Source organism: Mycobacterium sp. 852013-50091_SCH5140682, from assembly GCF_001665685.1.
In the GTDB taxonomy this organism is placed as follows: domain Bacteria; phylum Actinomycetota; class Actinomycetes; order Mycobacteriales; family Mycobacteriaceae; genus Mycobacterium.
The window spans coordinates 1-19329 of sequence record NZ_LZTB01000114.1; the positions used below are offsets into that span (position 1 = coordinate 1).

The 19329-nt window shown below is 67.5% G+C and carries 20 protein-coding genes; 5 read left to right on the plus strand and 15 right to left on the minus strand.

The genetic code is table 11. The features are described from left to right. Positions 1-140: 140 nt before the first annotated feature. Positions 141-944 (minus strand): dienelactone hydrolase family protein, encoded by an 804-nt coding sequence (locus A5784_RS28580; RefSeq protein ID WP_064948242.1) that lies wholly within the window; start codon positions 942-944, stop codon positions 141-143. A 16-nt stretch (positions 945-960) separates the two neighbouring features. After that, the gene (locus A5784_RS28585; RefSeq protein WP_064948243.1) at positions 961-1584 is read right to left on the minus strand and encodes a DUF4245 domain-containing protein; all 624 of its coding nucleotides are present in this window, start codon (positions 1582-1584) and stop codon (positions 961-963) included. A 53-nt stretch (positions 1585-1637) separates the two neighbouring features. Between A5784_RS28585 and glpX the strand changes: the two genes are divergently transcribed. From glpX to fdxA, 3 genes are all read left to right on the plus strand, one after another. Then, entirely contained in the window at positions 1638-2666 is a 1029-nt protein-coding gene (glpX, locus tag A5784_RS28590; RefSeq protein ID WP_064948342.1) for a class II fructose-bisphosphatase, read from the plus strand. A gap of 38 nt (positions 2667-2704) precedes the next feature. Continuing rightward, positions 2705-4120: a class II fumarate hydratase gene (locus A5784_RS28595; RefSeq protein WP_064948244.1), complete on the plus strand. Its 1416-nt coding sequence runs from the start codon at positions 2705-2707 to the stop codon at positions 4118-4120. Positions 4121-4317: 197 nt separating this feature from the next. Next, on the plus strand, positions 4318-4662 hold the full coding sequence (gene fdxA, locus A5784_RS28600; RefSeq protein ID WP_064948343.1) for a ferredoxin: 345 nt from the start codon (positions 4318-4320) through the stop codon (positions 4660-4662). Positions 4663-4675: 13 nt separating this feature from the next. Here fdxA and A5784_RS28605 read toward each other — a convergent pair whose 3' ends face one another. The 6 genes from A5784_RS28605 to A5784_RS28630 all read right to left on the minus strand — a co-directional run bounded on the left by A5784_RS28605 (position 4676) and on the right by A5784_RS28630 (position 11407). Then, the gene (locus A5784_RS28605) at positions 4676-6352 is read right to left on the minus strand and encodes a GAF domain-containing sensor histidine kinase (RefSeq protein WP_064948245.1); all 1677 of its coding nucleotides are present in this window, start codon (positions 6350-6352) and stop codon (positions 4676-4678) included. Positions 6353-6361: 9 nt separating this feature from the next. Further along, a complete protein-coding gene (dosR, locus tag A5784_RS28610; RefSeq protein ID WP_064948344.1) occupies positions 6362-6997 on the minus strand; it encodes a hypoxia response regulator transcription factor DosR/DevR in 636 nt (211 codons plus the stop codon). A 50-nt stretch (positions 6998-7047) separates the two neighbouring features. Further along, positions 7048-8028: an Acg family FMN-binding oxidoreductase gene (locus A5784_RS28615; protein ID WP_064948246.1), complete on the minus strand. Its 981-nt coding sequence runs from the start codon at positions 8026-8028 to the stop codon at positions 7048-7050. Positions 8029-8106: 78 nt separating this feature from the next. After that, positions 8107-8982 carry a polysaccharide deacetylase family protein gene (locus A5784_RS28620; RefSeq protein ID WP_064948247.1) on the minus strand — a complete coding sequence of 292 codons (876 nt, stop codon included), beginning with the start codon at positions 8980-8982 and terminating at the stop codon, positions 8107-8109. A 74-nt stretch (positions 8983-9056) separates the two neighbouring features. Beyond that, positions 9057-10370, minus strand: coding sequence for an RNA 5'-3' helicase PhoH2 (phoH2, locus tag A5784_RS28625; RefSeq protein ID WP_064948248.1), 1314 nt, complete (start codon positions 10368-10370; stop codon positions 9057-9059). A gap of 209 nt (positions 10371-10579) precedes the next feature. After that, positions 10580-11407, minus strand: coding sequence for an acyl-ACP desaturase (locus tag A5784_RS28630; RefSeq protein WP_064948249.1), 828 nt, complete (start codon positions 11405-11407; stop codon positions 10580-10582). Between the two features lie 132 nt (positions 11408-11539). Here A5784_RS28630 and A5784_RS28635 point away from each other — a divergent pair, with 132 nt between their 5' ends. After that, entirely contained in the window at positions 11540-11809 is a 270-nt protein-coding gene (locus tag A5784_RS28635) for a hypothetical protein (protein WP_064948250.1), read from the plus strand. Between the two features lie 17 nt (positions 11810-11826). Here A5784_RS28635 and A5784_RS28640 read toward each other — a convergent pair whose 3' ends face one another. From A5784_RS28640 to A5784_RS28650, 3 genes are read right to left on the minus strand one after another with little or no spacing between them, the layout of a single operon-like run. Then, positions 11827-13299, minus strand: coding sequence for a glycine hydroxymethyltransferase (locus A5784_RS28640; RefSeq protein WP_064948251.1), 1473 nt, complete (start codon positions 13297-13299; stop codon positions 11827-11829). A gap of 24 nt (positions 13300-13323) precedes the next feature. Further along, on the minus strand, positions 13324-13830 hold the full coding sequence (locus A5784_RS28645; protein ID WP_064948252.1) for a hypothetical protein: 507 nt from the start codon (positions 13828-13830) through the stop codon (positions 13324-13326). Positions 13831-13839: 9 nt separating this feature from the next. Next, positions 13840-15057 carry a hypothetical protein gene (locus A5784_RS28650; protein WP_064948253.1) on the minus strand — a complete coding sequence of 406 codons (1218 nt, stop codon included), beginning with the start codon at positions 15055-15057 and terminating at the stop codon, positions 13840-13842. Between the two features lie 30 nt (positions 15058-15087). Between A5784_RS28650 and coaA the strand changes: the two genes are divergently transcribed. Next, positions 15088-16026, plus strand: a complete 939-nt coding sequence (gene coaA / locus A5784_RS28655) for a type I pantothenate kinase (RefSeq protein ID WP_064948254.1) — start codon at positions 15088-15090, stop codon at positions 16024-16026. Positions 16027-16096: 70 nt separating this feature from the next. On the opposite strand, the gene A5784_RS28660 is transcribed toward coaA, so the two are convergent. The 4 genes from A5784_RS28660 to A5784_RS28675 all read right to left on the minus strand — a co-directional run bounded on the left by A5784_RS28660 (position 16097) and on the right by A5784_RS28675 (position 19327). Beyond that, positions 16097-16501, minus strand: coding sequence for a hypothetical protein (locus A5784_RS28660; RefSeq protein WP_064948255.1), 405 nt, complete (start codon positions 16499-16501; stop codon positions 16097-16099). Positions 16502-16595: 94 nt separating this feature from the next. Beyond that, positions 16596-17024, minus strand: a complete 429-nt coding sequence (locus A5784_RS28665; protein ID WP_064948256.1) for a hypothetical protein — start codon at positions 17022-17024, stop codon at positions 16596-16598. Positions 17025-17143: 119 nt separating this feature from the next. Further along, positions 17144-18514: a hypothetical protein gene (locus tag A5784_RS28670; RefSeq protein ID WP_064948257.1), complete on the minus strand. Its 1371-nt coding sequence runs from the start codon at positions 18512-18514 to the stop codon at positions 17144-17146. A gap of 21 nt (positions 18515-18535) precedes the next feature. Next, on the minus strand, positions 18536-19327 hold the full coding sequence (locus tag A5784_RS28675) for a (2Z,6E)-farnesyl diphosphate synthase (protein WP_064948258.1): 792 nt from the start codon (positions 19325-19327) through the stop codon (positions 18536-18538). Positions 19328-19329: the final 2 nt, after the last annotated feature.

The window sequence follows — 19329 nt, forward strand, 5'->3', positions numbered from 1 at the left end:
CTCCCGGCCCCCCCCCCGCCGCCCCCCCCCCCCGCCCCCCCCGCCCCCCCCCCCCCCCCGGGGGGGGCCCCCCGCGCGCCCCCCCCCCCCCCCCCCGACCACCGCCGGGAGCGCGGAGACCGCCCCGGCCACCGGGCCCGCTACGCCGCCGTCAGACGCGTCTTGAGGAACTCGACCACCCGCTTGCGCGCCTCGTAGGCGGGATGCCCGTCGACCTCGCGGACCTGGTCGGTGAGCACCGAGTGGGCCATCGGCGAAATCCCGTGCGGATTGCCCTTTTTCGAATCGATCTCGATGACCTCGAAGGCATCGCCGAGCCGCGACTTGAGGGTTCCGAACCGCGCGCCGGGGGCCAGGCGGTCCTCACTGAAACGCAGGCCCAGAGCACACAGGCCGTCGTTGGCGGCACGTTGCTCGACGATCTTGAGCTCCTCCTCCGAGAGCCCGGGATCCCGGCGCATCTTCGCGGTGAGCGCGATCGGCGCCGAGGGCTGGCTCAGCACGGGGGCCAGCACGCTGTCGTCGACGGCCGCGGCCAGCGCGAATCCACCGGTGAAGCACTGCCCGATCACGCCGACGCCCTTTCCGGGTGTGCTTGCATTGAGGTCGCGGGCGAGCGCCCGCAGGTAGTGGGCGACGGGCCGGTCGGCGTTGGTCGCAAAGGCCGCGAATTCCTTTGTCACACAAGCCTTCATCATCACCGGGACAGCGCCCGGACGCACCGCGCGTGCGCCAGGGGTGCCGAACAGTGACGGGGCCGCCACAGTGAAGCCGTTGTCCACCAGGTGATTACCCAGCGCCAGCACGCCGGGATGCAGGCCGGGGATTTCCGGGATCAGGACGACGCCGGGCCCCTCGCCTTTGCGGTACACGTCGTAGGTCTGGTCGGCCGCCGAGAACGGTGCGACGGTCCAACCCGTGAGATCAGCTTCTGGTGCGGTCATTCACCAGCTCCATCCGTTATCGCTTGACGGGAAGTGGCGACTGCTTCTGCGTCGCTTCCGCCAGCGTACGGTACTCATCCGTACCACCGGCTCCCGTGATCGCGATCTGCACCGGACCGCTCAGGCGCGTCGTCCACACCGACTCGGGGCTCTCGCTCTCGTACACCACCCAGGTCACCCCGTCGACGTTCTGAGTGCCCGACGGATACCCGCCCGCCCTGATCGAGGACACCAACGCGGTCTCGTCGGCGTTGCTCTGAGTCAGGCTCAAGTACGCGCCGGTGGGTGTGAGATAGCCGACCCGCGACCACACCGCACGCCCGCGCTGCCCGTCGGGCAGGGTCATGCCGCCGTCGATGCTGCCGCGGCTACCGGAGTTGGCCTGCCAGCCGGCAGGCAGTTGGGGCACTCGCAGCGGGATCTTGAGCGCGTCGGCGTCGGCGCGCAGCCCAGCCGCGGCGTCGTACACCGGCGCAGGTCCACGGCCCGGTCCGTCGGTCGCCAGCGAGCACATGCCGAGCATGCCGGCGAGCACGATGCACGCCAGTACCAGCGGCGCCATCGACCAGAACATGTCCCGGCCATCCTGCAGCAACCGAGACTTTTCTGGCTTCGGAACCGGGGTGGGCTGGGTGGTCATGGTTGCAGTATCCCAGCTCGCAGAACGCCGGCCGGTTCTGGGAGAATCAGCCCATGAGTCCCACTCGCGGCGAAGCCCCGGATCGCAACCTTGCCCTCGAACTCGTCCGGGTAACCGAGGCGGGAGCCATGGCCGCAGGCAGGTGGGTCGGCCGCGGCGACAAAGAACGCGGTGACGGCGCCGCCGTCGACGCCATGCGGGAGCTGGTCAACTCGGTCTCCATGCGCGGCGTCGTGGTGATCGGCGAGGGCGAGAAGGACAACGCCCCGATGCTCTACAACGGGGAGGAAGTCGGCAACGGCGACGGCCCCAACTGTGACTTCGCGGTCGACCCTGTCGACGGCACCACCCTGCTGAGCAAGGGTCTGCCCAACGCCATCTCGGTGCTCGCAGTCGCCGAGCGTGGTGCGATGTTCGACCCGTCGGCCGTTTTCTACATGAACAAGATCGCCGTCGGCCCCGAAGCCGCCGACGTCATCGACGTCACCGCCCCGATCGGCGAGAACGTCCGCAAGGTCGCCAAGGCCAAGCGCCTGGCGACCGAGGACGTGACGGTGTGCATCCTCGACCGGCCCCGCCACGAGAAGCTGATGGCCGATGTCCGCGACGCCGGCGCCCGGATCCGGCTGATCACCGACGGCGACGTCGCAGGCGCGATCGCGGCCTGCCGGCCCAACTCGGGCACCGACATCCTGGCCGGCATCGGCGGCACCCCCGAGGGCATCATCGCCGCGGCCGCGATCCGTTGTATGGGCGGCGCGATCCAGGCCCAACTGGCGCCCAAGGACGACGCCGAGCGCCAGAAGGCCATCGAGCGGGGCTATGACCTCGACGCGGTACTGGTCACCGAACAGCTGGTGTCCGGGGAGAACGTCTTCTTCTGCGCCACCGGCGTCACCGACGGCGACCTGCTCAGGGGCGTGCGCTACGCCAGCGGGGGCTGCACCACGCAGTCGATCGTCATGCGGTCCAAGTCCGGCACCGTCCGGATGATCGAGGCCTACCACCGGCTGTCCAAGCTCAACGAATATTCCGCCATCGATTTCATCGGTGACGCGGCCGCCGTCCGACCTCTGCCGTAATCCACCCGAACAACTCCATCGCACACAAAAGGGAGCACATGTCCGCCGACAGCGCAGTCGAAGGTGAATTCCGAATCGAGCACGACACCATGGGCGAAGTCCGGGTGCCGATCAACGCCCTCTGGCGGGCTCAGACCCAACGAGCGGTAGAGAACTTTCCGATCTCGTTCCGCGGGTTGGAGCGCACCCAGATCCGGGCGCTGGGCCTGCTGAAAGCCGCATGCGCCCAGGTGAACAAGGACCTTGGCCTGCTGGCACCGGAGAAGGCCGACGCGATCATCGCCGCGGCCGGGGAGATCGCCGACGGCCTGCACGACGACCAGTTCCCCATCGACGTGTTCCAGACCGGCTCGGGCACCAGCTCGAACATGAATACCAACGAGGTGATCGCGTCGATCGCCGCGCGCGACGGTGTGACGGTGCACCCCAACGACGACGTGAACATGTCGCAGAGCTCCAACGACACGTTCCCAACCGCTACGCATATCGCGGCAACGGAAGCCGCTGTGCGCCACCTGATTCCGGCACTCGAGGTGCTCCACGCCTCGTTGGCCGCCAAGGCCAGGCAGTGGCGGACCACCGTCAAGTCGGGCCGCACGCACCTGATGGACGCCGTGCCGGTGACCCTGGGCCAGGAGTTCGGCGGCTACGCCCGCCAGATCGAGGCAGGCATCGAGCGGGTCAAGGCCACGCTCCCCCGCCTGGGTGAGCTCGCCATCGGCGGCACCGCCGTCGGCACCGGCCTCAACGCGCCAGACGGATTCGGCGCCAAGGTGGTCGAGGTGTTGGTCAACGAAACCGGTCTTGCTGAATTGCGCACTGCCGTGGACTCTTTCGAGGCCCAGGCGGCACGTGACGGCCTGGTCGAAGCGTCCGGCGCACTGCGCACCATCGCGGTGTCGCTGACCAAGATCGCCAACGACGTGCGCTGGATGGGCTCCGGGCCGCTGACCGGTCTCGGCGAGATCCAGCTGCCCGATCTGCAGCCGGGTAGCTCGATCATGCCGGGCAAGGTCAATCCTGTTCTGCCCGAGGCGGTTACCCAGGTGGCCTGCCAGGTGGTCGGCAATGACGCCGCCATCGCCATGGGCGGGGCTTCCGGCGCATTCGAGCTCAACGTCTACATCCCGATGATGGCGCGCAACCTGCTGGAGTCATTCACGCTGCTGTCCAACGTGTCCCGGCTCTTCGCCGAGCGCTGCATCGACGGCCTGGTCGCCAACGAAGCGCATCTGCGCGAACTCGCGGAGTCCTCGCCCTCCATCGTGACACCGCTGAACTCGGCCATCGGTTACGAAGAAGCCGCGAAGGTCGCCAAGCAGGCCCTCAAGGAGAAGAAGACCATCCGGCAGACCGTGATCGATCGCGGCCTCATCGGCGACAAGCTTTCCGAAGCCGAGCTCGACAAGCGCCTCGACGTTCTCGCCATGGCGAAAGTCAAGGACGGCCAGTAACTTTCCCTGCGCGAGCAGTCCCCCGCAAGCGGGAGGTGCCCCCAACAGAATCGCCCATTTCCTTCAGGGAATGGGCGATTCTGTGTCTGCTCGCCGGAGTTCTCGCGCCGCGCACGGCAGTGAAAGTGACTTTGGTCCTCGGCCAAAAGGACTTTCGCCCGACCCTCTCGGCCCGTCCGGCTACGTACGGTGTGACCATGCCGTACGTGATCGGAACAGCATGTGTCGACGTCATGCACAAAGCTTGTGTCCTGCAATGCCCGGTGGACTGCATCTACGAGGGCGCACGGTCCCTCTACATCAATCCCGATGAGTGCGTGGATTGCGGGGCGTGCCGGCTGGAGTGCGACGCGGGGGCGATCTACTACGAAACCGATCTTCCCGACGACCAGCTACCGCATCTGGCGGACAACGCCGCATTCTTCAGTGAGATTTTGCCGGGCAGGGATGCACCGCTCGGTTCTCCCGGTGGTGCCGCCGCGCTCGGCCGGTTGGGCGTGGACACGCCACTGGTGGGTGCCCTGGCGCCACAAAACGCCTGACGCGCCTGCGGGTCTAGGCGGGCAGAGGTGCCGTCCAGCACACCACTGTGCCACCGCCGGAACGGCTTTCGATGCTCAACTGCCCGCCGGAGGCCTTGGCGCGGTGACGCAGATTCGCCAGCCCACTCTCGGTAACCGCCCCGGTGATGCCGGTCCCGTTGTCGCTCACCGTGATGCTCAGATCGTCCGCCACTTCCACGCGCACAACGAGTTCGGTTGCCGCAGCGTGCCTTACCGCGTTGCTGACCGCCTCCAGCAGCACCGCCTCGGCGTGGTCTGCGAGCACGGCATCGACAACCGACAGCGGGCCGATGAACTGGGTGGTGGTGTGCAGGCCGCTGCCGGTGAACTGCGTGAGCACTTCATCGAGCCGTTGCCGCAACCGCGTCGCCCCGGCCGAACGCCCGTGCAGGTCGAATATGGCGGTGCGGATCTCCTGGATGACCGCTTGCAGATCATCCACGCTGTCGGTCAGCCGCTGCTGCACATCCGTTGAGCGGGCTCGCGGAATGGTGGCCTGCAGCGACAATCCCACGGCGAAGAGCCGCTGGATCACGTGGTCGTGCAGATCACGCGCGATGCGCTCACGGTCGGAGAGGATTTCCAGCTCCTGCACCCGGCGCTGCGAGCTGGCCAGCTGCCAGGCCAACGCGGCCTGGTCGGCGAACGCCGCGACCATGTCCATCTGTTCGTCGGTGAAGGCCGGGCCACCCCGGGTGCGCAGTGCCACCAGTACACCGGCCACGGTGTCGGTGGCACGCAGCGGAAGCACCAGCGCAGGTCCGGTGAACCCACACAGCTCCAACAGTTCGCGACGCTGCGGTGCGCCCGCGCGATAGACCTCGCCCACCGCCGTGCCCGTCACCGGGATCGACGCGGTGCCGCAGTCACGCACCGTGCCCGCGGTGGCGGCCACCATGAGCGCGGCGACGTCACCGTGGTCGGCGTCGGCGTCGGCGGGCACGGCGACCACCGTGCCGTCGGCACCGGTCAGCTTGAGTGCCTCGTCAGCCACCAGCCGGAAAACTCTGGCCGGATCGGTGCCGCCGAGCAACTCCGTGCCGATGTCTCGGGTGGCCGCGATCCAGGCTTGCCGCGCCCGGGACTGTTCGTAGAGGCGGGCGTTCTCGACGGCGATGCCCGCCGCCGCCGCGAGCGCCTGCACCAGCACCTCGTCGTCCTCGCTGAACGGTTGCCCGGTGGTCTTGTCGGTCAGGTACAGATTGCCGAACACCTCGTCGCGGATGCGCACCGGGACACCGAGGAATGTGCGCATGGGCGGGTGATTCGGCGGAAAGCCCACTGACGCCGGATGCAGCCGGATGTCGTCGAGCCGAATGGGTTTCGGATCGTCGATCAACACACCCAACACGCCGCGCCCCTCGGGCAAGTGGCCGATGCTCTCCCGCATGGCGTCGTCGATGCCCTCGTTGACGAACTGCGTCAGCTCATGTCCTTCGCCGCGCACGCCCAGGGCACCGTAACGCGCGTCGACCAACTGGATCGCGGTGTGCACGATGGTTTTCAGCGTGACATCGAGTTCGAGGCCCGAGGTGACCGCCAACATGGCCTCGACCAGTCCGTCGATCCGATCGCGTCCGGTCAGTATCTGCTCGACCCGGTCCTGGACCTCCGTCAGCAATTCGCGCAATCGCAACTGCGACAGCGTTCCTCGCAGATCGTCGGCCACCGCTCCAACCTAGCTGGGACGTTCGAGTTTGGAGACGAAGACCGCGGCCTGAGTCCGACGCTCCATGCCGAGCTTGGCCAGCAGCCGCGACACGTAGTTCTTCACGGTCTTTTCGGCGAGGAACATCCTGGCCGCGATCTGCTTGTTGGTCAGGCCCTCGCCCAATAGATCGAGCAGCACCCGTTCCTGTTGAGTCAACCCCGACAGCGGATCGGCATGCTCGGCGTCGTGACGCAGTTTGGCCATCAACGCCGCGGCGGCCCGGTTGTCCAGCAATGACCGGCCTGCCCCGACGTCCTTGATGGCCTGCGCGAGCTCCATCCCCTTGATGTCCTTGACCACGTAGCCGCTGGCGCCCGCGAGGATCGCGTCCAGCATCGCCTCGTCGGAGGTGAACGACGTCAGTATCAGGCACCGCAGATCGGGCATGCGCGACAACAACTCCCGGCACAGCTCGATGCCGTTGCCGTCGGGTAGCCGCACATCGAGCACCGCGACATCGGGTGCGCTCGCGGGCACCCGGGCCAGCGCCTGGGCCACCGAATCGGCCTCCCCGATCACGTCCAGCTCCGGGTCGGCGCTGAGCAGATCGATGAGGCCGCGGCGGACCACCTCGTGGTCGTCGACCAGGAAGACTCTGATCATGTCCTGAGTCTCGCCGCAGTCGGCGTCGAGCGCAATCACATCGCCAATCCCTAAGCGATGGTGAGGAAGTCGCTGACGGGCCGACGCGGGGTGGGCGGCGGCACGTCGTCGAGGACGGGAGCCAGCCCGATCCGCACCAGAACCTGCGGGCACGCGTCGCGCCCGATCAGGTTGGCGACGATGTCGCGGCTGGCGTGCAGCTCGGTCACCTGTGACACCGGGCAGCTCGCGAAGCCTGCCATCGTGCTCTCGAGCAACACCTTCGACAACGCCTCACCGGCATCCAGCGCGTCGGCGCGGCTGTAGCCGTCGGTGGACAGCACGACGATGCGCGCGGCGTCCTCGCCGATGGCCAGCCGACGGTCCGTGTGAGCGGTCACCGGGAACGCCCGGGACACCGCGACGCGGTCACTTTCCGCCGCGGACACCAGCGCGCTCTGTGGAATCCCGTCGGTCGTCGCGAAAGGCGTTGTCCACCAAGCCAGGTCGGCGTGATATCCGGAGTCGTAGAGGCGCAGCGACTCACTGAGCATGGCTGCTTCGGCCAGCTGCGGGCGCATCTCGTCGGTCAGCACGTCGAGGTGCACCGGGCCGGTGTCCAGCCACGCCCGCAACAACGGTTCGAAGGACTCCCAGTCAGCAGGCGCGGCCATCGGCAACCGGTCGGTGCGGCGCGCGAGGATCGCATCGGCACGCCTGCGGTGCGCGTCGGTCACGAAGTCGAGCGGGCTGAACTGCAGCGTCGCCAGGTGGTCGGGGTGGTTGGGATCGGGGAACCGCTCGACGCCGGTGTCCCAGCCCGCGGCGGCCATCGCGACCACGACGTGGTCGAGCATCACGCCGCAGCTGATGACCGCCTCGCGGGCCGACCGGTCCGTGGCACGCACCACGCGTTCGGGGTCGAGATGCAGCTGCAGGGTCTCGCCGGTGTACACCCAGCGCCACGGCTGGGTGTTGTGCAATGACGGTGCGCGCGAGGCCAGCTGGACGGCTGTGGTGATGGTGGCGCTGTCGAACATGGTGTCGGGCATGCCACCAGCGTCGTCCCGGACGGCTGATCCGGTTAGGGTCTTTGGTCCTCAACCGGGTGCGATGTGCGCCTCACCGGCTCACGCCCCGTTGTTGACCCCACCGGAATTGGCCCCGGGGATGTCGGTGATCGGGAAGTTCGGCATGGGAGGCGGCGACGGTGTGGGTGGCAGCGTCGGAATGCTCGCGGGCGGGATGTCCTGCAGACCGTTGACGGGCGGGCCGTTCTCGCGGCTGCCATAGCTCGTGCCCGGCTCGCGGGGGCCGAGCAGGTGGCTGACCGTCACCAGGTGGTAGTCGTTGGCCTTGAGCACCGGGATGAACTGCTGCACCAGATCCACGGTGGACGAGTAGGTGTCGTGGAACAACACCACCGAGCCGGGTTTGATCTGGGTCATCAGCATGTAGCGGGTGGCCGCGGTGTTCGAGTCGTTGGCCCAGTCGAACGGGATGACGTCCCAGTTGATGTCGGCCAGCCCCTGTTTCTTGGCCTCCGCCAGTACCTGGTCGTTGATCAGACCGCCCGCGGTGCGCAGCAGTTTCGGCCGCTGGCCGGTGGCCTGCTCGATGGCGTCGCTGGCCTTGGACAGCTGTGACGGGATGTCCTCCGGCGGAATGGTCGTCATGTTGGGGTGTTCCCAGGTGTGCTGGCCGAGCTCCATGCCCGCCTCGACCACCCGCTTGGCCCCCTCGGGGTTGGCGGCGACCTTGTTGCCGATCTCGAAGAACGTCGCCTTGGCGTCGTTGTCCTGCAGGATCTTCAGCAGCCGGTCGGTGTACGGACTGGGGCCGTCGTCGAAGGTCAGGGCTACGCACTTCTCCACTGCGCAGTTGACGTCATCGGCCGACGCGCGCCGCACGTGCCCGGTGACCGCACCAGCCACGAGGACCACGACGGCGACGAAAATGCCGATTACGGTCCATCGCCACGCCTGGCTGTTGGGGAGTCTCACCACTCCGGCAGCCTACCGGCTGGCGATTTGTCCACCTCCCGTGACGGGCGCCGTCACGGGAGGTGCACATCAATCACTCAGGGAAGTGCAGCGGGGCTGTACTCCTCCAGCATCTCGGTGACCAGCGCGGCGATCGGCGAGCGTTCGCTGCGCTGCAGCGTGATGTGGGCGAACAGTGGGTGGCCTTTGAGCTTCTCGATGACCGCCGCGACGCCGTCATGGCGGCCGACCCGCAGGTTGTCCCGCTGTGCGACATCGTGGGTGAGCACCACGCGTGAGCCGGCGCCCAGCCGCGACAGCACGGTCAGCAGCACGTTGCGCTCCAGTGACTGCGCCTCGTCGACGATGACGAACGAATCGTGCAGCGAGCGACCACGGATGTGGGTCAGCGGCAGCACTTCGAGCATGCCGCGTGAGAGCACCTCTTCGAGCACCGCGGGACTGGCCAAGCCCTCCAGCGTGTCGAAGACGGCCTGCGCCCAGGGGCCCATCTTCTCGCTCTCACTGCCGGGCAGGTAGCCGAGATCCTGGCCACCGACCGCATACAGCGGACGGAACACCACGACCTTGCGCTGGGTGCGGCGCTCCAGCACCGCCTCCAGGCCCGCGCACAGCGCCAGCGCCGACTTGCCGGTGCCTGCCTTGCCGCCCAGCGAGACGATGCCGACGGATTCGTCGAGCAGCAGATCCAATGCGACGCGTTGTTCGGCTGACCTTCCCCGGAGGCCGAACACTTCGCGATCACCGCGGACCAGCTGCACGCGCTTGTCGGCGTTGACCCGCCCCAGCGCGTGCGAGTTTCCGCCGAGCAGACGAATTCCGGTGTGGCACGGAAGATCCCGGGCATCGGCCACGTCGATCTCACCCTCGGCGAACATCGTGTCGATGTCCTCGGCGGCGACATCCATCTCGGTCATGCCGGTCCAGCCCGAGACCACGACATCCTGGGCGTGGTATTCGTCGGCGGCCAAGCCCACCGCGCCCGCCTTGACCCGGAGCGGAATGTCCTTGCTCACCAACGTGACTCGCTTGCCCTCCGCGGCCAGGTTGGCCGCACAGGTCAGGATGCGGGAATCGTTGCTGTCGGTACGGAAGCCCTGCGGCAGCACAGTCGGATCGCTGTGGTTCAGCTCGACGTGCAGCGTCCCGCCCTGTGTCCCAACCGGAATCGGCTGGTCCAGCCGTCCGTGTTCGAGACGCAGATCGTCGAACATCCGCAGTGCCTGCCGGGCGAACCAGCCCAGCTCGTGGTGATGCCGTTTGGCTTCCAGTTCGCTGATGACAACCAGCGGAACCACCACTTCATGCTCAGCAAACCGGCTGCAGGCCCATGGATCGGACAGCAGCACGGAAGTGTCGAGCACATAGGTACGGACAGGCGAATCAGTCACGTGGCGCTCCTAGAGGCGAAGCTCGTTACGCGGCCCCACACGAACTTCTCGGTGGACGCTGCGGCACCAGGACCGGGGCCGGTCCTCTCGCAATCAATACGATCGGTACCGCCCGGACAGCAGAGCATGTCGCTAGCCATCGGAATCGACGCTACCCCCGCCGCGCCGAATGCGCCTGACAGGCGCGCCGTAGCTAACCCGCCGGCACGTTAAGTGTTGATGAACTGCTGGAGCTGGGCCTCGCCTGCCAGACCCCATGCGGCGATGCGATCGGCGATCACCGTGCGCAGGGCGGCCTTGTCGAAGATGCCTGCCTCGGCCACCAGCGCCACCTTGTCGCCGTACGCGTCGATATCCGCGCCGATCAGGTCGAGCTCGGCGGCGCGGGCGGCGATCGCGGCGACGGTTTCGTCGCGGTGGCGCTCGAGCAGGAACGACACCAGGTTCGCGAAGAACTCCTCGTGACGCTCCTCGTCACTGGCGATCCGGCCCATCAGCGATGCGAGCACCGGTTCCGCGGCCTGGACCTGCAAGTTGCGGCAGTACACCGCGTGGGCGCGCTCGAAGAACGCCATGAACACCAGGGTCTCGATCTGGCTGAAGCTGTCGGCTCGGTAGCCCTTCATCACGTGCTCGACGCGGACGTCCTCGTTGGCGGCCGGGTCGATCTCACGGGTGACCACCAGATAGTTGCGCAGGGCGACAGCGTGCAGATGCTCCTCGGCGGTCCAGCGGCCCAGGAACCGGCCCCACTTCTCGTCCAGGATGAAGTGTTCGACCAGCTCGCGGTGGTACCCGGCGAGATTGTCCTTGGTGATCAGCAGGATCTCCAAGGCGTCGGTGACCTTCTTGGGCAGGGTCACCTGGGAGGGATCCCAGTCCCGTCCACCTAGGAATGCGAAGTTCTCGCCCTGGTCGAACGGCACGTAATCGTGGGCGTACCAGAGATCCTCAGAATCGATGTGACGACGCAGCTCGGCGCTCACCACCGGCTCCAGCTCGAGGGTCAGCGCATTAGGGACAGGTTTCTGTGCCATGAAGTAACTGTAACCCTAGTACACACATTCCTTGAAATCGGGCCGGGACGGCGTGTCGCACACCACGCAGACGGCTCCTGTGAGTCTCCTGGTTATGCAATCTAGCTGCACAAATGCGCTCTACGCTGAACCATGACAATCCAACCGCAAGCACGCCGGATTCTTGTCACCACCGCCGCCGCAGGCCTCATCCTCGTACCGATCACAGCCGCGATATTCGGTTCGACGCCACGCGCTCTCGCCGACGATTGCACATCCGATGAGGTGCAGGACAGCTACTCACTGTCATGTGTGCCGACCATGGTGCCCGACACCAGCGATCAACTCACCGAGGACGAGATCGCCCAGCCCGGGTACAACGGCCACAGCGGCGGGGGCGGCGGGGGCGGCGGCCACCACTGACCGCCGCCTGACGCCCGCTAGAGCGTCAGGCCCGGGTACAGCGGGTTGGCGTCGAGCAGTTCAGCCGACGCGGCGTGGACGCGTTCGGCGGTGCCGTCGGCCATCTTGTACTTGGCCTTGGACGAGCCGTCGGGCTGCGTGTTGGACAGCACGTCGACGATCAACTCGGCGACCCGGTCGAAGTCGTCGGCGCCGAATCCGCGGCTGGTCAGCGCCGGGGTGCCCAGCCGGACACCGCTGGTGTACCAGGCGCCGTTCGGGTCCGCGGGCACCGAGTTGCGGTTGGTGACGACGCCCGCGTCCAGCAGCGCTGATTCGGCCTGGCGGCCGGTGAGCCCGAACGACCGCACGTCGAGCAGCACGATGTGGTTGTCGGTACCGCCGGTGACCAGCCCGGCATCACGCTTGGTGAAGCCGTTGGCCAGCGCCTGGGCGTTGTCGGCCACCTGCTGCGCGTAGGCCTGGAACGCGGGCTGGCGGGCCTCGGCCAGCGCGACGGCCTTGGCGGCCATCACGTGTGAGAGCGGGCCGCCGAGCACCATCGGGCAACCCTTGTCGACCGCGGGCGCGAACTCCTCGGTGGCCAGCACCATGCCGCCACGCGGACCGCGCAGCGACTTGTGTGTCGTGGTGGTGGTGACGTGCGCGTGCGGCACGGGATCCTCGTCACCGGTGAACACCTTGCCCGCCACCAGACCCGCGAAGTGCGCCATGTCGACCATCAGCGTCGCGCCCACCTCGTCGGCGATCTCCCGCATCTTGGCGAAGTTCACGCGGCGCGGGTACGCCGAGTATCCGGCGACCAGGATCAGTGGCTTGAATTCGCGGGCCGCTGCGGCGACGGCGTCGTAGTCGAGGAACCCGGTCTCCGGGTTGGTGCCGTAGCTCTGCTGATGGAACATCTTGCCCGAGATGTTGGGCCGGAAGCCGTGAGTGAGGTGGCCACCGGCGTCGAGCGACATGCCGAGCAGCCGCTGGTTGCCCAGCTTGTTGCGCAGGGTTTCCCAGTCCGCTTCGGACAAATCGTTGACGTGCTTGGCGCCCAGGTTGGCGAGTTCGGGGGCCTCCACCTTGGTGGCCAGGATCGCCCAGAAGGCAACAAGATTGGCGTCGATGCCGGAGTGCGGCTGCACGTAGGCATAGGGCGCGCCGAACAATTCGCGCGCATGCTCGGCGGCAAGCGCCTCGACGGTGTCGACGTTCTGGCAGCCCGCGTAGAACCGGTGCCCCACCGTGCCCTCGGCGTACTTGTCGGAGAACCAGGTGCCCATGGTCAGCAGCACGGCAGGCGATGCGTAGTTCTCGCTGGCGATCAACTTGAGCGAATCCCGTTGATCGGCAAGCTCTTTGCGGGTGGCCGCGGCCACCCGGGGCTCGACCGACTCGATGACCTGCAGCGCGGCCTGATAGGCGGCGCTGGCGGTGTCGGCGTAGTCGGCGCCCGAAGCCGCCGGCACAGAAGATGGGGTGGACGACGAGTCAGCTGCCATGGCGTTCAGCCTAGTCGTGGCCGGTCAGGTCAACGGTCTCGGGCCGGTTTGGCTCGGCGGGTGGCCGGGGTAGGGATACGGCTGTTGAGCAGGCTGCGCCGTCGCGATGTCCCTGGTCAGCTTCCCGTGCAACACGATCCACGCGCCGATCCCGACGAAAACCGATGCAGCGAACAGCACACCGCTGACGGTCTTCATCGCCGGCCCCTCTCCGAGCAGCTTCATCAGCACCGACGGAAAGGGGGTGGGGCTGTCGCCGCCGTCGACGCAGGCAAGTCCGAACACCAACATCGCTGCCCACAACACGATCTGAGCCCAGGCCTGCCCGGAGGTGAGCTCACGGCGCCCACGCTGACGCATCATCCGCGTCGTCAGCCACAGGAGGAAGAGCAGTATCGGCGATGCGAGAACACCGAAAAGCGCCATCCATCCCATCGGCACGAACAGTCCCCGACCCACGACCATCCACAGCACCAACAGCACATTGAGCGGCGTCGCCAGCGCAGGAATGTCCTGCCGGAGTTCTTTCACCTTCCGAGCCTAAGCCCGCAACGTGGACGGGATGAGCGGCTCATCGAGCAGCCTGCCGAACCGCGACGTCAGCGTCACGCCGTCGGGCCGCGCATCGAGCCAGGCCCGCAGCAGCCGGTAGCCCTCGATGTAGGTGCTGGTGTAGGCGCGCCACAGCGGCGAGGACAAGAACCGCAGCATCTGCCGGGCGCGCTCATCGTTGACCAGCAGCCACCGCTTGAGGAACGAGACCACGTCGTCGACGTCGCGGTGCTCGTCGTGCAGCATCAGCGCCGCGTCCTGACGCACGTCGGCCAGCCCGGCCATCGCCTCCGACACAGCTTCGGCGCGCTCACCGTCGAAGCGCAGACCCAGGTCGGCGTAGATCTCCGACGCCCACGCGCCCCAGCTGGGCCCCATGACGGCGTACAGCGCCAGGTCGGCCAAACCCTCGGCCATCAGGCACTGCGGGGTGTTGACCAGGAAGATCGTCTGTTCCAGCTGGCCCTGCCGCTCCACCAACCCGGCCTCCTTGCGGCAGTGCTCGGTGTGGTGGCCGGGATAGGACTCGTGGGCGACCAGCCGGGGCAGGTTGGCCATCTGCTGCTTGAGGTCAGCATTGACCGCGACCGTCGAGCGATAGTCACCGAGGTAGTAGTTGAAGCCCGACCACGGCTTGTCGGTGACCACCTCGTAGGTGATGGTTTCGGTGTCGGGCAGCGGATATTCGGCGCGCACCCGATCGCGCAGCGCCGAGGAGAACGCATTGATGCACTCCTCGAGCCGCTCCGGCGGGATCTCGTCGCCCGTGCGGTGCGCCTGGATGCGCTCGGCCAGCGGGCCCGTTCCGCCGAGCGCCTCGTCGAGCTTGGCGTGCGCCTCGCGGTACCGCTCGGGATCACCCTTGGCGATCCGGACGTCGAAGTAGGCCTGCACCTCGTCGACAAAGCCGACCTGTTCACCGGCGAACTTGCGCCCCGCGCAGTTCAGCGCGCGCAGGTGCGCGGCGAGATACGCGGCGCGGTCGCGGTCCAGATCCTGCGGTATCTCACCGAGCAGCCGGTCGGCCTGCCGGGCCAGGTCCGCGGGGTCGGGTGCGGGTTCGTTGTCGACGGCGCGACGCAACGCCGGGTCGCCGGTGAACGAGTCGACGTAGCCTTCCTCGACGCGGTCGAAGCGCAAACCGAGCAGCAGATATTCGCGGATGAACGCATCTGAGGGCGCCCCTATGTCGATACCGGAGTCCATGCCCTCAACCGTAAATGCAAGACTGACCAAATGCCGCGGCCCAGCGAGCCGAGCCCCTATGTGGAGTTCGACCGAATCCAATGGCGTTCGCTGCGCATGTCGACCCCGCTGAAACTCACCGAGGATGAACTGCTGCGTCTGCGCGGCATGGGCGAGAAGCTCGACCTCCTCGAGGTGGAAGAGGTCTACCTGCCGCTCGCCCGATTGATCCACCTGCAGGTGGCCGCGCGTCAGCGGCTCTTCGCCGCCACCGCGGAGTTTCTCGGTGAGCCGCAGCAGAACCCGGACCGGCCCGTGCCGTTCGTGATCGGGGTGGCGGGCAGCGTGGCGGTCGGCAAGTCCACCACCGCGCGTGTACTGCAGGCGCTGCTGGCCCGCTGGGAACACCACCTGCGCGTCGACCTGGTCACCACCGACGGATTCCTCTACCCGAACAAGGAGCTCAACCGCCGGAACCTGATGCACCGCAAAGGTTTTCCGGAGAGCTACGACCGCCGGGCGTTGATGCGGTTCGTCACCGCGGTGAAGTCAGGGGCCGACGAGGCCTGTGCCCCGGTCTACTCGCACCTGCTCTACGACATCGTGCCCGGCGAGAAGCAGATCATCCGCCACCCGGACATTCTCATCCTGGAGGGGCTCAACGTCTTGCAGACCGGGCCTGCGTTGATGGTGTCGGATCTTTTCGACTTCTCGGTGTACGTCGACGCGCGCATCGAAGATATTGAGAAGTGGTACATCTCACGATTCCTGACCATGCGCTCGACGGCATTCGCCGACCCGGCCTCGCACTTCCACCACTACTCGACGCTGACCGACGAGCAGGCCGTGTTCGCCGCCCGCGACATCTGGCATTCCATCAACCGGCCCAATCTGATCGAGAACATCCTGCCGACCCGGCCGCGCGCGACCCTGGTGTTACGCAAGGACGCCGACCACGCCATCAACCGGCTGCGGCTGCGCAAACTCTGACGCCGAAAGGCCAGTTATCGCACGCATTCTCGCGATTCGCGTGCGACAACTGGCCACTCGGCAGTGCGGATTACGCCCGGATGCGGCGGACCCCGATGAACTGCCATTCCGCCATCACCGCGGTGTAGATACCGGTGGCGATGACGATCACCCCGCCCGCCGTGGTGAGGGTCATGGTGAGCACGGCGGCCACCGCGATCACCGTGCAGAGCGCGTTGGCCACGGCGGTGCCGATGCCCGCGGGGCGCACCCGGTCCATGGCCGCGAGCGCGAAGACGACGATGCCGTAGCCGACGGAGAAGATGCCGACGCCGTATTCGATGGACTTGGGCAGGCCGGTGAGATCCGAGAACCATCCGGCGGTGGCGAGCAGGACGATGCCGGTGATGCCGACGAAGATCGCGTCGACCCGCATGGCCAGCCGCAGCAGCGTGTCGGATGCGCTCGCGGTGCGGGGTGTGGTGATGGCGGTCATGATTCTCCTTCGTGGTGGGTGTTGAGATGAGCACGGTGCGAGGACCACAGCCGCAACCTCTACGGATGCGGCCCCCGCACCGGCAGTCGGGGAGTCACGCCAGGCGGCGCACTCCGCGGTATTGCAGCCAGGCCAGGCCCAGCGTGATGGTGACGAACCCCAGCAGCAGATCGGTGCCCAGCGCGGTCAGCGGCAGCCATCCGGCCAGCACCGACGTGACGGCCACCGCTCCGAAGGCCACGTTGCCGACGAACACCGCGGTGCCGACGCGGCGGATATCGGGTAGTGCGGCCAGCACGTAGAGCAGCGCTCCGTAGCTGACGAGGGCGGCGCCGACGAGCCAACCGGCCGTGGCGGTCAGGCCGGCAAGCCGAGCCAGAGGATCAGCCACCATGGCGCCGAGCAGGCCCACCGCCGCGCATACCGTGGCGTCGGCGCGCAGGGCGAACCGCAGCAGCGAGGCTTCCATAGCGCCGCCGCTCGGCGCGGATTCGTGAAGTGGTCGGGTGACGAAGGCGGTCATGGCTGGCTCCTCGGCAATGAGGCGGTGTCGAGCTTTTCGAACACCTCCGACATTGCTCACGGCGCACTGCCAGATCGACGCCGGACGCTGCCAAGCACTGCCAACCGCAGGTCAGGCCCCTATTGCGCCGCCTGGCCCGAGGCAGGAACCAAGCTCCCGCGCAGGTCTGCGGCGATCACCTTGGCAGCGGCGTTCTGCCAGTTGTGCAACGACCGCTGCGGCACTTCGGTGACCAACCACTGCCACGCCTGCCGCGCGACCGGGTCAAGGCCTGCGGCGGTGGCATTCTGCGCGTAGGCACGCACTCCGACGACGTACGGGAAGTACAGCGAGTTGTAGTGCCGCCACTGCTCGGTGGTGCCGAAGTCACCACCGTCGCGGGGCTTGAGGGCCGCGATGCGGTCGGCGAGCAGCGCCTTGAGTTCGTTTGCCCGCTCGAGCGGTTGATCGGCGGCGCCCCGTTCGGCCAACCGAGCGTCGATCGCGGGCAGCGCGGTGAGCGGGCTGGCCATCAGCTTGGAGAGGTCGCCGTAATGCCCCAGCGCGCGGCGGGTGAGCCGGGCGAACGCGTCGTCGTCGACATCGTCGAGCGGGCTGCCCGAGCGCAGTGGTAGCGCGGCCTCCGTCCGGCGCAGCGCCTCGCGGTCGGCGCGCAGGGCCGGCGAACGCGAGAACGCCAGCCGGTCGAGCACCCCGGCCAGCGGATCGGCGAGCACCTCCACCGCCACGGCGACGGCCAGGCTGGTGAACAGCAGCACCGTCATCGCCACCCGGCCGTTTCCGGCGAGCACGGCCGCCCCGATGAGCGCCTGCGCGCCGAACGGCACCGCGATCACCAACGTCCCGAGAATCGAGCGCCGCATGTCGGCGCGCAGTGCCTGCCCTTCGTCGAACGCGTCCCAGATGGCCACCGCGATCCCGAGCAGTGCGACGTCAAAACCGGTGGACGCCAATGCCAGCCAGCTCGGGAGCAGTCCGAGCGGGATGACGATGATCGCGTTGCCGAGGGCGAAGAACAGCGTCGCGACAATGATGAAGCCCACCACGGATCCGGGCTTGGCCCCACCGATGACAGCCTTGATCATCGCGCCGAGCGAGGCCAGGGATATCACCGCGAACATCACCCAATGCCCCGGGCGCAGCGGCCCGGCGACACTGCCCGCCAGTGCGGCCCCGGCGAAGGCGGCCACCGCGACGGCGAAGATCGCGGCGAACTCCCCCGCCCTGGCGCGCCAGGTGTCACTCGGCCGCGACAGCTCGATCATCACCGCGAACCAGGCGATGCCAGGCAGCGCGACCAGATAGATCTCGATGCGGCTGAGCAGGTCCGACCCGCTGACGAGCCGCACCGCATCGAGAGCGACGACGACGGCGAAGCTGGTCAGCCCGATCGCGGCGCACACCAGCACGGGTTTGCGCGGGTCGCGGGCAAGCAGGTAGAGCCCCAGCCACCAGCTGAGCGTGAAGACCACCGCCGACAGCGCAGCCATGAATCCCAGTGTGGCACGCGCCTACTTGCCGAAGCGGCGGTGCCTCGCGGTGTAGTCGCGCAGCGCGCGCAGGAAGTCCACCCGCCGAAACGCGGGCCAGTACGCCTCGGTGAACCACATCTCCGAATAGGCGCTCTGCCACAACAGGAATCCGCTCAACCGCTGCTCCCCCGAAGTCCGGATGACCAGATCGGGATCGGGTTGGCCCGAGGTGTAGAGGTTCTCCGAAATGCCCTCGGCGGTGACGGCATCGATGAGCTGCTCGGCGGTGGCGCCGTTGGCCAGCTCCTTGTTGAGCAGTGAGCGCACGGCGTCGACGATCTCCTGCCTGCCGCCGTAGGCCACCGCCACGTTGACGTGAAACTTGCCGCCGTTGCCGTTGGTGCTCTCCACTGCCTCGCGCAGCCGGCGGGCCGGTTCGTCGCCGAGCAACGACAGATCGCCGACCGTACGCACACTCCACTTGTTGGCCGGGGCGCAGATCTCCTCGACCACGTCGGTGATGATCTCGATCAGTCCGGACAACTCTTCGGGGTCGCGCTGCAGGTTCTCGGTCGAGAGCAGGTACACCGTCGCCATCTCGATGCCTGCGGCCTGACACCACCGCAGCATCTCCGCGATCTTGGCTGCGCCCATGCGGTAGCCGATGCTGACATCGTCGTGACCTGCCTCACGCGCCCACCGCCGGTTGCCGTCGCACAGGACCGCGATGTGGCGGGGCAGTTGGGCTTTGGACTGCGCCAACTCCTGACGCAACCGCATCTCATAGAGCCGGTAGGCCGGTTCCTTGAGGCGCGGGGGAATGATGTCCACGA

Coding starts and splice junctions, on each gene's coding strand:
- A5784_RS28595 (WP_064948244.1), top strand. CDS start 2,705: ATGTCCGCCGACAGCGCAGTCGAAGGTGAATTCCGAATCGAGCACGAC.
- A5784_RS28665 (WP_064948256.1), bottom strand. CDS start 17,024: ATGACCGCCTTCGTCACCCGACCACTTCACGAATCCGCGCCGAGCGGC.
- coaA (WP_064948254.1), top strand. CDS start 15,088: ATGCCGCGGCCCAGCGAGCCGAGCCCCTATGTGGAGTTCGACCGAATC.
- A5784_RS28660 (WP_064948255.1), bottom strand. CDS start 16,501: ATGACCGCCATCACCACACCCCGCACCGCGAGCGCATCCGACACGCTG.
- fdxA (WP_064948343.1), top strand. CDS start 4,318: ATGCCGTACGTGATCGGAACAGCATGTGTCGACGTCATGCACAAAGCT.
- A5784_RS28670 (WP_064948257.1), bottom strand. CDS start 18,514: ATGGCTGCGCTGTCGGCGGTGGTCTTCACGCTCAGCTGGTGGCTGGGG.
- A5784_RS28585 (WP_064948243.1), bottom strand. CDS start 1,584: ATGACCACCCAGCCCACCCCGGTTCCGAAGCCAGAAAAGTCTCGGTTG.
- A5784_RS28650 (WP_064948253.1), bottom strand. CDS start 15,057: ATGGACTCCGGTATCGACATAGGGGCGCCCTCAGATGCGTTCATCCGC.
- A5784_RS28630 (WP_064948249.1), bottom strand. CDS start 11,407: ATGGCACAGAAACCTGTCCCTAATGCGCTGACCCTCGAGCTGGAGCCG.
- A5784_RS28615 (WP_064948246.1), bottom strand. CDS start 8,028: ATGCCCGACACCATGTTCGACAGCGCCACCATCACCACAGCCGTCCAG.
- dosR (WP_064948344.1), bottom strand. CDS start 6,997: ATGATCAGAGTCTTCCTGGTCGACGACCACGAGGTGGTCCGCCGCGGC.
- A5784_RS28635 (WP_064948250.1), top strand. CDS start 11,540: ATGACAATCCAACCGCAAGCACGCCGGATTCTTGTCACCACCGCCGCC.
- A5784_RS28580 (WP_064948242.1), bottom strand. CDS start 944: ATGACCGCACCAGAAGCTGATCTCACGGGTTGGACCGTCGCACCGTTC.
- glpX (WP_064948342.1), top strand. CDS start 1,638: ATGAGTCCCACTCGCGGCGAAGCCCCGGATCGCAACCTTGCCCTCGAA.
- A5784_RS28640 (WP_064948251.1), bottom strand. CDS start 13,299: ATGGCAGCTGACTCGTCGTCCACCCCATCTTCTGTGCCGGCGGCTTCG.